Raw genomic sequence first — 13,305 nt, 5'->3', positions numbered from 1 at the left:
GATTTCAAAATGACCAAATTTGCAATGGTATTTCCAGGACAAGGCTCACAAGCTGTTGGTATGTTAAAAGATCTTGCTGAAAATTATTCAGTTGTGAAATCAACTTTCGATGAAGCATCACAAGTATTAGGTTATGATTTATGGACTTTAGTGCAAGATGGTCCAGCTGAAGAATTAAATAAAACTTGGCAAACACAACCGGCATTACTTGCTGCATCGGTTGCGATTTACCGAGTTTGGCAAAGTATTAATGGTCCTCAACCAGAATTTATGGCTGGTCACAGTTTGGGTGAATATTCAGCATTAGTATGTGCTGGTGTGATAGATTTTAAAGACGCTATTAAATTAGTAGAGTTACGTGGTAAATTAATGCAAGAGGCAGTGCCAAGTGGTACTGGTGCAATGTTTGCTATTATTGGTTTAGATAACGATTCAATTCGAAAAGCATGTGAAGAAGCTGCTCAAGGTCAAGTTGTCGCGCCAGTTAATTTTAATTCACCAGGCCAAGTTGTTATTGCTGGTAATAAAGAAGCGGTTGAACGTGCTGGTGCGCTTTGTAAAGAAGCCGGAGCTAAACGTGCTTTACCATTGGCGGTAAGTGTTCCTTCACATTGTGCATTAATGAAACCAGCCGCTGATAAACTAGCGACAACTTTAAATAACATGACGTTTAATGCACCTCAATTTGCTGTGATTAATAACGTTGATGTTAAAGTTGAATCATCTGCAGAAAATATTAAAGCGGCATTAATAGCCCAGTTATATAGCCCAGTTCGTTGGACTGAAACGGTTGAAGAAATGGCAAAACAAGGTGTAACACTATTAGTTGAGATGGGCCCAGGTAAAGTTTTAACTGGCTTAACTAAACGAATTGTTGATTCATTATCAGCTTGTGCTGTTAATGATAAAGCGTCATTAGATGTTGCAATTGAAAATACTAAATAGAATACAAAAGGGGTAGTTATGAACCTATCAGGAAAAATTGCTTTAGTAACTGGTGCAAGCCGTGGAATTGGAAAGGCCATTGCGGAAAAATTAGTTGCATGTGGTGCAACAGTGATTGGTACTGCAACGACAGAAAAAGGCGCACAGGCCATAAGTGAATATTTAGGCTCTAACGGAAAAGGTTTAGCACTAAATGTAACTGACGAAGCATCTATCGAATCAGTTATTAATGCAATTAAAACGGAGTTTGGCGATATTGATATTTTAGTTAATAACGCAGGTATTACCCGTGATAATTTATTAATGCGAATGAAAGAAGATGAATGGCAAGACATTTTAGATACTAACTTAACATCAGTTTTTCGTTTATCAAAGGCATTAATGCGTACTATGATGAAAAAACGTTATGGCCGAATTATTACTATAGGTTCAGTTGTAGGAACTATGGGTAACGCAGGTCAGGCTAATTATTCTGCAGCAAAAGCAGGATTAATCGGATTTAGTAAATCTTTAGCACGTGAAGTTGCATCTCGAGGAATTACTGTTAACGTGGTAGCGCCAGGGTTTATTGCAACTGATATGACAGAAGCACTAACGGATGAGCAAAAAGCGTTAACATTAGCGCAAGTACCAGCAGGACGTTTAGGTGAACCAGCTGAGATTGCTAATGCGGTGGCTTTTTTGGCTTCTGATGACGCATCTTACATCACAGGTGAAACTTTACATGTCAATGGTGGCATGTATATGGTGTAATTGATCAGAATAGTGTAAAATAAACCAATAATTTGATGTTTTGAACAAAAAATAAGCAATTGGGTTGAAAAATGATTGGCATCTTTTTCAACATTTTATAAACTTACATTCACCGCCACTTTCGGCGATATTTATAGGAAAAAAAAGAGTATGAGCACTATTGAAGAGCGAGTTAAGAAAATTATTGTTGAGCAACTTGGTGTGAAAGAGGACGAAGTTAAGAATGAATCTTCTTTCGTTGAAGATCTTGGCGCTGACTCTCTTGACACAGTTGAATTAGTTATGGCTTTAGAAGAAGAATTTGATACAGAAATTCCTGATGAAGAAGCTGAAAAAATTACAACTGTACAATCAGCAATTGATTATATTACTGCAAATCAATAAGGTTAGCAGAGTTTTCACAATAGGCGGTCAAATGATCGCCTAGTTTTTTATTTATGTCTCTATTTTATAGAGTTAATTTGACGTAAAATTTTGAAAACTCATAATAAAATTTTCAATGATTCAAATTTCATTTCAATCCTTTTCTGGAGGACAATGTGTCTAAACGCAGAGTTGTTGTTACTGGAATGGGCATGATATCTCCATTAGGTAATACAGTTGAGTCTACTTGGCAAGCATTATTAGCAGGTCAAAGTGGCGTAGAACTTATAGAACACTTTGATACAGCCCCTTTTGCAACGCGCTTCGCCGCAATGGTTAAAGACTTTAATGGCGAAGATTATAATATTTCACGTAAAGATGCTCGTAAAATGGATTATTTTATCCAATATGGTATTGCTGCAGGTATGCAAGCAATGCAAGATGCTGGCATTGAAGTTACTGAAGAAAACGCAGAACGCATCGGTTGTGCTATCGGTTCAGGTATTGGTGGACTAGGATTAATTGAAGAAAATCATAGTGCATTAGTCAATGGTGGACCGCGTAAAATTAGCCCATTTTTTGTGCCATCAACAATAGTCAATATGATTGCTGGTCATTTATCAATTATCTACGGATTAAAGGGGCCAAGTATTACTATTGCTACCGCTTGTTCATCGGGCGTGCATAATATTGGTCATGCTGCACGTATGATTGCTTATGGTGATGCCGATGCAATGTTAGCCGGCGGTGGTGAAAAAGCCAGTACACCATTGGGTATTGGTGGTTTTGGTGCTGCTCGTGCATTATCAACTAACAATGATAATCCTAAAGCTGCAAGTCGCCCATGGGATAAAGACCGTGATGGTTTTGTGCTTGGTGATGGTGCCGGTATCATGTTCTTAGAAGAATATGAACATGCTAAAAAACGTGGCGCTAAAATTTATGCTGAGATCGTTGGTTTTGGTATGAGTGGCGATGCTTATCATATGACTTCACCTCCAGAAAATGGTAGTGGCGCAGCATTAGCTATGAAATGTGCTATTCGAGATGCAGGTATAACAGCGGAACAAGTTGGATATATTAATGCGCATGGTACGTCAACTCCAGCTGGCGATAAAGCTGAAACGCAGGCAGTTAAAAGTATTTTTCAAGAAAACGCTAATAAAGTAATGGTAAGTTCAACTAAATCAATGATTGGGCATTTATTAGGTGCTGCTGGTGCTGTTGAATCTATCTTTACGGTGCTTGCATTACGTGATCAAGCTGTTCCACCAACAATTAATCTTGATAACCCTGATGAGGGTTGTGATCTGGATTATGTTCCACATACAGCTCGTCAAGTGAAAAACTTAGAATATGCGCTTTGTAATTCATTTGGTTTTGGTGGTACTAACGGTTCAGTTTTATTTAAAAAGATCTAATCTTTTTTTCCCATCACAATTTGGTGATGGGAATCACACCTTTTATTGTTTTCTCCCATAAACGATAAGTTTTCCTCAGCGATAATCGTAGTTATACCTATGGATAAATTTTGATATTAATTTGTATTATCTAAAAATCTTTATTTAGTTAGTATCAGTTTAAAAAGTTCATATCTGTGTCAAAGAAGCTAACCAACTGTTAATACTAACTAATTTAATATTACTATTTAGGTATATCACTAAAAATGGCAAAATATCGTGATGGATAAAGCGATTAACTATTAAAAATTTTTAATATAAATAACGAGTTTTATTTGTCCGTTATGGGATTTCCCGATAAATAAAGACAATAAGAATATTCATATGGTTTATGCTATAATTGAGGCTAATTTTCGGAGTAATTATTTTTGGTAAATATGACTGAACCTAAGTTTATTCATCTTCACTTACATAGCGATTTTTCAATGATTGATGGCATTGCTAAAGTAGGTGCTTTAGTTAATGAAGTCAGCAAGTTGCAAATGCCTGCTTTTGCTATTACTGATTTTACCAATCTGTGTGGACTGGTGAAGTTTTATGGTTCAGCAATGGGTAAGGGCATCAAACCGATTATTGGTGCCGATTTAGCTGTTAAAAATTCACAATTAAGTGATGAGGTTTATCGGTTAACATTATTAGCTGCAAATAATGAAGGCTACCAAAATCTTACTTTATTAATTTCTAAAGCTTACCAGCGTGGCTATATTGGAGATTTACCAGTTGTTGATCAAGAATGGTTAACATTGCATCGCAATGGTTTAATCATATTAGCTGGTCGTGAAAGTAATATTGGTATTGGTATTATTCGTGATAATCAGGCGATTATTGATGATGCAATTAACTTTTATCAAGAAAATTTTAATCAACACTTTTATTTTGAATTGGTTCGCACAAATCGCCTTAATGAAGAATTATTTATTCATAGTGCTATTAAGCTAGCAGAACAACATGCCTTACCTGTTGTGGCGACTAATGATGTACGATTTTTGAAATCTTCGGATTTTGAAGCACATGAAATTCGCGTCGCTATTCATGATGGTAATACACTTGAAGATCCTAATAGACCGAAAAATTATTCAGCTGAACAATATTTGCGTACTGAACAAGAGATGTGCGATTTATTTTCAGATATTCCAGAGGCATTAGAAAATAGTGTAGAAATAGCTAAGCGATGCAATGTTACTATAAGGCTTGGTGAATATTTCCTACCACAATTTCCTACTGGTGATATGTCGACGGAAGATTTTTTGGTACATAAATCTCGAGAAGGTTTAGAAGAGAGATTAGAATTTCTTTTTCCTGATCCCGAAGAACGAAAACAAAAACGTCCAGAATATGATGAACGATTAGAAACAGAATTAAACGTAATAAATCAGATGGGTTTCCCGGGTTACTTTTTGATCGTAATGGAATTTATTCAATGGTCAAAAGATAACGATATTCCCGTTGGCCCTGGACGTGGTTCAGGAGCAGGTTCATTAGTTGCATATGCTTTAAAAATAACTGATTTAGATCCATTAGCATTTGATTTACTTTTTGAACGTTTTTTAAATCCAGAACGGGTTTCAATGCCGGATTTTGATGTCGACTTTTGTATGGAAAAGCGTGATATGGTTATTGATCACGTTGCTGATATGTATGGTCGAGATGCTGTATCGCAAATTATTACCTTTGGTACTATGGCTGCTAAAGCGGTTATCCGTGATGTAGGGCGAGTACTTGGCCATCCTTATGGATTTGTCGATCGTATCTCAAAATTAATTCCTCTTGATCCTGGTATGACCTTAGCTAAGGCGTTTGAAGCTGAACCACAACTACAAGAGCTTTATGATAATAACGAAGAAGTTAAGTCGCTTATTGATATCGCAAGACAGTTGGAAGGTGTTACTCGAAATGCAGGTAAACATGCTGGAGGTGTTGTAATATCGCCAACTAAGATTACTGATTTTTCTCCTATTTATTGTGATCCAGAAGGCCACCATCCAGTAACGCAATTTGATAAAAATGATGTTGAATATGCTGGACTAGTTAAATTTGACTTCTTAGGATTACGTACCTTAACCATTATTGACTGGGCGATTAAAATGATTAATGAGCGCCAGTTAAGGGATGGTAAGGCCTCAGTTGATATTACTCGTATTCCATTAGATGATGAAGAATCTTTCCAATTATTATTAAAAGCTGAAACTACCGCGGTCTTCCAATTGGAATCGCGTGGTATGAAAGATTTGATCAGGCGGTTAAAACCAGACTGCTTTGAAGATATGATCGCGTTAGTTGCTTTATTTCGACCGGGGCCGTTACAGTCAGGGATGGTAGATAATTTTATTGACCGTAAGCATGGACGAGAAGAAGTATCATATCCAGATATCAATCATCAACACGAATCTCTTAAACCAATATTAGAACCAACCTATGGCATAATTTTATATCAAGAACAAGTTATGCAAATTGCCCAAACACTATCTGGTTATACGCTAGGTGGTGCAGACTTGTTACGACGAGCGATGGGTAAGAAAAAACCAGAAGAGATGGCTAAGCAGCGTTCTGTTTTTAAAGAAGGTGCGGAAAAGCAAGGCGTTGATGGTGAGCTTTCAATGCATATTTTTGACCTGGTTGAAAAATTTGCTGGCTATGGTTTTAATAAATCTCACTCCGCAGCTTATGCACTGGTTTCATATCAAACATTATGGTTAAAAACTCATTATCCGGCTGAATTTATGGCTGCTGTAATGACAGCTGATATGGACAATACAGATAAAATTGTTGGTTTAGTTGACGAATGTCTACGAATGGGGTTGCAAGTTAATCCTCCAGATATTAACAGTGGTCTTTACCATTTTCATGTCAATGATAAAGGTGAAATTGTTTATGGAATTGGTGCCATAAAAGGGGTAGGTGAAGGGCCGATTGAAGCAATTGTAGAGGCGCGTAATAGCGGCGGATATTTTAAAAATATCTTTGAGCTTTGTGCTCGAACTGATATGAAAAAAATTAACCGACGTGTCTTAGAGAAATTAACTATGGCAGGGGCTTTTGATAAATTGGGCCCACATAGAGCAGCTATTTTACATAGTATTAATGATGCCATGCAAGCAGCAGATCAATATGCTAAAGCACAGAATATTGGTCAAGAAGATATGTTCGGAGTCCTTGCTGAAGAACCAGAACAAGTTGAACATGCATATGCTGCTGTACCTGAATTACCAGCACAAGTTTTACTTGATGGTGAACGTGAAGCATTAGGACTTTATTTAACCGGCCATCCGGTTACTCAATATTTAAAAGAACTCAATCGATATTCAGGGGGCCTTCGTATTAGCGAGGCAGCACCTACTGGATGGGGCAAAATGGCTACTTTTGCCGGTATTGTTGTTGATGCCAGAGTTCGAATTACCAAAAAAGGTAATAAAATTGGATTATTTACTTTAGATGATAGGTCAGGACGAATTGATGGCATGCTTTTTTCTGAAGCATTAGATAAATTTGGTCATTTACTGGTAAAAGATAAAATTCTAATTGTTTCAGGGCAAGTAAGTCATGATGATTTCAATGGTGGTTTTAAATTATCTGTTCGTGATATTGTTGATTTAAAAGATGCTCGGGCTAAATATGTTAAATGGTTAGCTATTACATTAACTGATATTGAGGTTAATCGGGCAATCCTACAACGACTACAGCAAATTATAGAACCTTATCGACACGGTAGTGTACCAATTAATTTATATTATCAAAGAGAAGACTCTATCGTACGCCTACAATTTGGTACCACTTGGCGTATAGTACCTGAAGATGCACTAATAATAGAACTAAAAACATTACTAGGTAATGAGCGTGTAAATTTTGAATTTGATTAATTAAGTTATATTAATCGAATAAGTAATAAAAATCTGGGCTATTTAGAAATAAAGATTTAAATAAATATTAAAGGTGCTATTTAACCTGTTTAAGTCTATTAATAATAAATATTGATGACTTCAATGACAATTACATAGTAGAATTGGTTTAATTTTATTTTAATAAATAGTCAGTATACTAAATTTAGTAACGTATTTTTAATAAAATACAAATAATACAAGAGGCAATCACAAGCGTTATGAACAATTTTTTGGAATTTGAAAAGCCGATAGCGGAATTAGAAGCAAAAATTAATTCCTTAAAGAATATTGATTCGCAACAAGTTGAATTAGATATTAATTTAGATAAAGAAATTAAGCAATTGAATCAGAAAAGTCGTGAATTGACTAAAAAAATATTTTCTAATCTATCGCCTTGGGATGTGGCTCAATTAGCTAGGCACCCTAATCGCCCTTACACATTAGACTATATCAATGAAATTTTTACTGATTTTGATGAGTTGGCTGGTGATAGAGCCTATGCTGATGATAAGGCAATTGTTGGTGGCATAGCGCGTATAGATGATCGCCCAGTTATGGTTATTGGGCACCAAAAAGGTCGTGAAACCAAACAGAAAATCTATCGTAACTTTGGTATGCCTGCTCCAGAAGGTTACCGTAAAGCATTGAGATTAATGCAAATGGCTGAGCGATTTAAGTTACCAATTATTACATTTATTGATACTCCAGGAGCCTATCCTGGAATTGGTGCAGAGGAAAGAGGACAAGCTGAAGCAATTGCCCGTAACCTACGTGAAATGTCACGATTAAATGTACCAACAATTTGTACTGTCATTGGTGAAGGAGGATCGGGTGGCGCACTTGCAATTGGTGTCGCAGACAAAGTTAATATGCTACAGTATAGTACTTACTCTGTTATTTCTCCGGAAGGATGTGCATCAATTTTATGGAAAAGTGCTGATAAAGCGCCAGTAGCAGCAGAAGCAATGAATATGACTGCTGACAAATTGATAAAATTGAATCTGATCGATTCTATCGTACCAGAACCTCTTGGTGGCGCTCATCGTGACTATACTGCTACTGCTACTTCACTTAAAGCACAATTATTAGCTGACCTGGATGAATTAGAAGGTTTAGCATTACCAGAACTGCTCGAAAGAAGATTCCAACGTCTTATGAACTACGGTTATGTACGATAATTTAGGGATCGAATATAAATATGAATAAACCGACCGGATTGCAACGCATTATTAATGCGACAAGATATTCTTTGAAGGGATTTAAGTCTGCAATAAAATATGAAGTCGCATTTCGTCAAGAATTAATTATATTAATTCTCGCTTATATAACAGTAATGCTAATCGATTTTTCTATTTATGAACGCATTTTATTATTGGGTTCAATTGGTGTTGTGATGATTGTTGAATTACTTAATAGTGCTATTGAATGCGTGGTTGATCGTATTGGTAGTGAAAGGCATGAATTATCAGGGCGGGCAAAAGATTATGGTTCTGCAGCAGTTTTTCTTTCCCTGTTACTAACTATAATTTTATGGATTTATTTGTTTGCTTGTCATTTCTTTCCTTGATTTTTATTATTTAATTGTTGTTTAAATATTATTTATTAAAAATGCGAGAGGTTCTCGCATTTTTGGTTTATAACTATTAGAAATTATTCTGGAACTAATTCTTTAATAAGATAATTCCCCATTTTTTCTGTATCAAGGGTGTTTTTCAACCACGGCATAATGGTTTGCATTTGTTGCTGTAATTTCCATGGCGGATTAATAACTATCATACCGGAAGCCGTCATACCTTTCTGGTTATTATCAGGTTTGATTGCAAATTCGAATTGAGAAATTTTCTTAATACCTAAGTTAACAATTTCATCTATCATCTTTTGCGTTTGAGTTCGAGAAACAACCGGATACCAAATTAAATAAATGCCAGTTGCGAAACGTTTATATGCTTCAACTAACGCTTTCGGAATTTTGTGGTAATCATCTTTTATCTCATATGATGGATCTATCAAAATAATACCACGTCTAGACTCTGGCGGTAATTTTGATTTTAATTGAGCAAACCCATCTTCTCTTAATACCTTAGCTCGCTTATCTTTACTGAATTCTTGTCGCAATAATGGATAATCTGTAGGATGAAGTTCAGTAAGATTGATCTTGTCTTGTTCTCTTAATAATTGTTTAGCAATTAAAGGGGATCCTAAATAATATTTCAACTTATCAAAAGGGTTATAACGTTTTAAAACCGATAAATAGATGTTTAGTAACTCAGGCGTTTCTGATTGTTGCCAAATTAAATTGATACCTGATAAATATTCCCCTGTTTTTTCAGCATGTTCACTTTGTAGTAAATAACGACCGGCGCCAGAATGTGTATCTAAGTATAAAAATGGTTTTTCTTTTTCTTTTAATGAGTTAATACATAATGTTAATACAATATGTTTTAATACATCGGCATGATTGCCTGCGTGATAGCTATGGCGATAGCTTAACATGTTTTGTTTAACCTCTTTTGTTCATTTTTTTGCATATAAAATGTCGTCAATGCAAGACTCAAAAGACAAGGAATCTCCATCAACTCTTCAATAAGATCTTTGCGCTCGGGATCCAAAACTAACCATTGGTAACCTAAACGACGGTGTTCAGCCGTGTCAGCAATACCTAAAAACAGAAAGGCAAAAAATAGATGCCAGACCGGAATTGTGTCATATTTATATCGACGAGTTATCTCGTGACGAATGGTTGGCAAAAATATAGTCAGTAATGGAATTGTCATGATAATACTAGCTATAATTTTATAATAAAAGCGAGGAACATCGGGGAAAAAATCTCGCCCCCAGCTAATCCCTCGACCAAATAGCATAAACCACCAAAATATTGTCCAAATCCAAAATTTATACAGGTTTGAATGATTTTTAACTCTTTTCGCATAAAAATAGCTATAACCACACATAAATAATAAAAATAATGATTGGAAATGTTCGATTAAGCTTACTGTTAGTTTGCCATATAACGGCAGAAAAAAATTACCTAAGATATATAAGAGAAAGCTTAAAATTACAATAAATATAGAACTTTTGTAAAAGTGGGTATCAAAATTAGGCATAGTTTATTTTAAAATTAACTAAAGTTTTTAAGTTTTAGTATAGTACCGCATTTACGACATTGATAACTAGTTTTATTATTTATAATTTTGTTATGCCGTATTGGTGATAAATGATGCTCTTGGCAGTCACAAAAATATATATATCCATTGCGTTTAATTTTGAAATTATGGGTCACTTTTGGTTCTTTTTTCATTATTTTAGACATGACATATTGCCATTCTTTGCCATGCGGTTTTACTTTACCAAAATATTGAAAAGTAATGAGATGAGCTAATTCATGAGGCACAACTTCATTAATAAAATCTTCCTTATTCTCATAGAGCATTGTGCTATTAAGTTGTATTTCCCAATGGGTTAATAATGCGCAGCCAGCAATACTACCTTTAGGTTTGTAACTGATTTTAGGCTCTTTATAATTGGTTTTTAATATTTGATTGGCTTGAATTAAGTGGGTTCTTAAACAAGCCAATACTTGATTATGTAGATAAATTGGTATGTGTTTATAATCCTGCTGCATCGCGAAGAATAGCTGCCTTATCGGTTTTTTCCCAAGGGAAGATATCTCGACCAAAATGGCCATAGCTGGCCGTTTTTTGATAAATTGGCTGGATAAGATCAAGCATTTGAATTAGTCCATAAGGACGTAAATCAAAAAATTCTTTTATTAATGATATAATTTTGTCATGAGCAATTTTTTCAGTACCAAAAGTATTAACATAAATAGAAGTTGGATGAGCAACACCGATAGCGTAAGAAATTTGTAATTCACATCTATCAGCAAGTCCTGCGGCTACAATATTTTTGGCAACATATCTTGCTGCATAAGCTGCTGAGCGGTCTACTTTTGAAGGATCTTTGCCAGAAAATGCACCACCACCATGACGTGCGGCACCGCCATAGGTATCAACAATAATTTTTCGACCAGTTAAACCACAATCTCCCATAGGACCACCAATAACAAAGCGTCCAGTAGGGTTGATAAAATATTTTGTTCTTGAAGTTAACCATTCGTTTGGTAACGTTGGTTTAATGATCTCTTCCATAACCGCTTCATGCAACGCTTTTTGTTCAATGCCTTCTGAATGTTGGGTCGATAAAACTACAGTATCGACTCCTTGGATTTTTCCATCTTGGTAAATCAATGTGACTTGGCTTTTGGCATCAGGCCTTAACCATGGGAGAGTACCATTTTTTCTTACTTCAGCTTGACGACGCATAAGATCATGAGCATAACTAATTGCCGCTGGCATTAAATTAGGCATTTCATTGGTAGCATAACCAAACATAATACCTTGGTCACCAGCACCTTGCTCCAGTGGATTTTGACGATCAACACCTTGATTAATATCCGGCGATTGCTTACCAATTGCATTGAGAACTGCACAAGAGTTGGCATCAAAGCCCATTTCTGAACTAGTATAACCAATATCATTAATGGTTTTTCTGGTTAATTCTTCAATATCAACCCATGCAGAAGTTGTAATTTCTCCACCAACTAATGCCATACCGGTTTTTATGTAAGTTTCGCAAGCAACTCGTGCTTTAGGATCTTGTTCTAAAATAGCATCTAATACTGCATCAGATATTTGATCGGCTATTTTATCTGGATGACCTTCTGATACAGATTCTGAAGTAAATAGAAATTCTGACATGTTTTACCTTCTTTAACTTATTTAGTGCAATTCTCTAAATATAAAATAACTATTAAAGTTGCTTGTGTTTAGCAGTTTTACCATCTAGACGTCCATTTTAATGATTTATTCTGAAAAAAGCCAGTACTACCACAAACAAAATTACTTGCATAAAATTTTAATCAATTTAGGATATGCTCGTTTATTTTTTTAACCTTCATTAACTATATATGAATATTGTAAAACAATCTCCCACGGTATTAGTTTTTGATTCGGGTATCGGTGGATTATCTATTTATAATGAAATCTATAGTAAAATGCCGAATCTACATTATATTTATGCCTTTGATAATGAAGGATTTCCCTATGGCGATAAATCATCTGAATATTTAATTGCTAGAGTGAATCGTATTATTGCTACCATTTTACAATCATACTCTATTGATTTAGCGGTGATTGCATGTAATACCGCTAGCACTATTTGTTTACCAAGTTTACGGACAAACTTTCCTTTTCCAATTGTCGGTGTTGTACCTGCAATTAAGCCTGCCAGCAAAGTTACTAAAAATAAATGTATAGGGTTATTAGCAACCAAAGCAACAATACAAAGAGCATATACCAGTAATTTAATTCAGGAGTTTGCTCCAGATTGTGATGTTAAATTGCTTGGTTTATCTGAATTAGCCCATATAGCAGAAAATAAATTACAAGGTATTGCTGTTGATATGCAGCAACTGGAGAAGTTATTGCAGCCATGGCTAAATTTATCTACTGTCCCCGATACTATTGTACTTGGCTGTACTCATTATCCGTTTATTAAAGATGAGTTAAGAATACTTTTTCCTAATACAACTTTTATCGATTCAGGATATGCAATTGCATCAAGAGTTAATACATTACTTAATGATCAGTATGATCTAAATAGCTTAAATAAACTATCTACTTTAGATAATATTGTGATAAGTACATTGCATAATCAGCAAGTTGAAAAATTAACTAAAAAATTTACTGAATATAATCTTAATAAATATCATTGTATTAGCGTTAATGCTGATTAAAGCTTATTCGAACAAATAAATAATTGCAATTTTTCACTTGCCAAAAAAAAAGAAGTGCCTATAATGCGCATCCACTGACACGGCGTCAGCGACAAGCAGACAAAGGTCGTGT

12 protein-coding genes are annotated in these 13,305 nt (G+C 35.2%); 8 read left to right on the top strand and 4 right to left on the bottom strand.

Features of this window, described 5'->3' with window-relative positions; genetic code table 11:
- The first annotated feature begins 9 nt into the window (after positions 1–9).
- The 7 genes from fabD (at position 10) to H3U96_RS07745 (ending at position 8,966) form a co-directional block, all read left to right on the top strand.
- Complete coding sequence (gene fabD, locus H3U96_RS07775) at positions 10–945, top strand: ACP S-malonyltransferase (RefSeq protein ID WP_086360911.1); 936 nt, start codon at positions 10–12, stop codon at positions 943–945.
- Between the two features lie 18 nt (positions 946–963).
- Positions 964–1,698 (top strand): 3-oxoacyl-ACP reductase FabG, encoded by a 735-nt coding sequence (fabG, locus tag H3U96_RS07770; protein WP_086360910.1) that lies wholly within the window; start codon positions 964–966, stop codon positions 1,696–1,698.
- 150 nt (positions 1,699–1,848) lie between these two features.
- Positions 1,849–2,082, top strand: a complete 234-nt coding sequence (gene acpP, locus H3U96_RS07765) for an acyl carrier protein (RefSeq protein ID WP_025316503.1) — start codon at positions 1,849–1,851, stop codon at positions 2,080–2,082.
- A gap of 155 nt (positions 2,083–2,237) precedes the next feature.
- Positions 2,238–3,482, top strand: coding sequence for a beta-ketoacyl-ACP synthase II (fabF, locus tag H3U96_RS07760; protein ID WP_065614599.1), 1,245 nt, complete (start codon positions 2,238–2,240; stop codon positions 3,480–3,482).
- A gap of 416 nt (positions 3,483–3,898) precedes the next feature.
- On the top strand, positions 3,899–7,378 hold the full coding sequence (dnaE, locus tag H3U96_RS07755) for a DNA polymerase III subunit alpha (RefSeq protein WP_198196211.1): 3,480 nt from the start codon (positions 3,899–3,901) through the stop codon (positions 7,376–7,378).
- A gap of 239 nt (positions 7,379–7,617) precedes the next feature.
- Positions 7,618–8,577: an acetyl-CoA carboxylase carboxyl transferase subunit alpha gene (gene accA / locus H3U96_RS07750; RefSeq protein WP_065578342.1), complete on the top strand. Its 960-nt coding sequence runs from the start codon at positions 7,618–7,620 to the stop codon at positions 8,575–8,577.
- Between the two features lie 20 nt (positions 8,578–8,597).
- Entirely contained in the window at positions 8,598–8,966 is a 369-nt protein-coding gene (locus H3U96_RS07745; RefSeq protein WP_065578341.1) for a diacylglycerol kinase, read from the top strand.
- Positions 8,967–9,049: 83 nt separating this feature from the next.
- On the opposite strand, the gene H3U96_RS07740 is transcribed toward H3U96_RS07745, so the two are convergent.
- From H3U96_RS07740 to metK, 4 genes are all read right to left on the bottom strand, one after another.
- Complete coding sequence (locus H3U96_RS07740; RefSeq protein ID WP_086360908.1) at positions 9,050–9,892, bottom strand: 23S rRNA (adenine(2030)-N(6))-methyltransferase RlmJ; 843 nt, start codon at positions 9,890–9,892, stop codon at positions 9,050–9,052.
- Positions 9,886–10,260: a hypothetical protein gene (locus H3U96_RS07735; protein WP_086360907.1), complete on the bottom strand. Its 375-nt coding sequence runs from the start codon at positions 10,258–10,260 to the stop codon at positions 9,886–9,888. Before H3U96_RS07735 ends, H3U96_RS07740 begins: the two co-directional genes overlap by 7 nt.
- A 257-nt stretch (positions 10,261–10,517) precedes the next feature.
- On the bottom strand, positions 10,518–11,021 hold the full coding sequence (locus H3U96_RS07730; RefSeq protein WP_065651676.1) for a SprT family zinc-dependent metalloprotease: 504 nt from the start codon (positions 11,019–11,021) through the stop codon (positions 10,518–10,520).
- On the bottom strand, positions 11,005–12,156 hold the full coding sequence (gene metK / locus H3U96_RS07725; RefSeq protein ID WP_086360906.1) for a methionine adenosyltransferase: 1,152 nt from the start codon (positions 12,154–12,156) through the stop codon (positions 11,005–11,007). The genes H3U96_RS07730 and metK overlap by 17 nt, the downstream gene beginning before the upstream one ends.
- Before the next feature lie 209 nt (positions 12,157–12,365).
- Here metK and murI point away from each other — a divergent pair, with 209 nt between their 5' ends.
- On the top strand, positions 12,366–13,193 hold the full coding sequence (gene murI, locus H3U96_RS07720; RefSeq protein ID WP_198196209.1) for a glutamate racemase: 828 nt from the start codon (positions 12,366–12,368) through the stop codon (positions 13,191–13,193).
- Positions 13,194–13,305 lie beyond the last annotated feature (112 nt).

The sequence above is a fragment of the Gilliamella sp. M0364 genome, assembly GCF_016100565.1.
GTDB lineage: Bacteria > Pseudomonadota > Gammaproteobacteria > Enterobacterales > Orbaceae > Gilliamella > Gilliamella apis.
Note: the sequence above shows the minus strand (reverse complement) of the source record. Positions and strands in the feature narration are given on the sequence as shown.

What these genes read in the sequence shown, in the direction of transcription:
- H3U96_RS07745 (WP_065578341.1), top strand. Translation starts at nt 8,598, where the DNA reads ATGAATAAACCGACCGGATTGCAACGCATTATTAATGCGACAAGATAT.
- H3U96_RS07730 (WP_065651676.1), bottom strand. Translation starts at nt 11,021, where the DNA reads ATGCAGCAGGATTATAAACACATACCAATTTATCTACATAATCAAGTA.
- fabG (WP_086360910.1), top strand. Translation starts at nt 964, where the DNA reads ATGAACCTATCAGGAAAAATTGCTTTAGTAACTGGTGCAAGCCGTGGA.
- fabD (WP_086360911.1), top strand. Translation starts at nt 10, where the DNA reads ATGACCAAATTTGCAATGGTATTTCCAGGACAAGGCTCACAAGCTGTT.
- accA (WP_065578342.1), top strand. Translation starts at nt 7,618, where the DNA reads ATGAACAATTTTTTGGAATTTGAAAAGCCGATAGCGGAATTAGAAGCA.
- H3U96_RS07740 (WP_086360908.1), bottom strand. Translation starts at nt 9,892, where the DNA reads ATGTTAAGCTATCGCCATAGCTATCACGCAGGCAATCATGCCGATGTA.
- murI (WP_198196209.1), top strand. Translation starts at nt 12,366, where the DNA reads ATGAATATTGTAAAACAATCTCCCACGGTATTAGTTTTTGATTCGGGT.
- acpP (WP_025316503.1), top strand. Translation starts at nt 1,849, where the DNA reads ATGAGCACTATTGAAGAGCGAGTTAAGAAAATTATTGTTGAGCAACTT.
- metK (WP_086360906.1), bottom strand. Translation starts at nt 12,156, where the DNA reads ATGTCAGAATTTCTATTTACTTCAGAATCTGTATCAGAAGGTCATCCA.
- dnaE (WP_198196211.1), top strand. Translation starts at nt 3,899, where the DNA reads ATGACTGAACCTAAGTTTATTCATCTTCACTTACATAGCGATTTTTCA.
- H3U96_RS07735 (WP_086360907.1), bottom strand. Translation starts at nt 10,260, where the DNA reads ATGCTATTTGGTCGAGGGATTAGCTGGGGGCGAGATTTTTTCCCCGAT.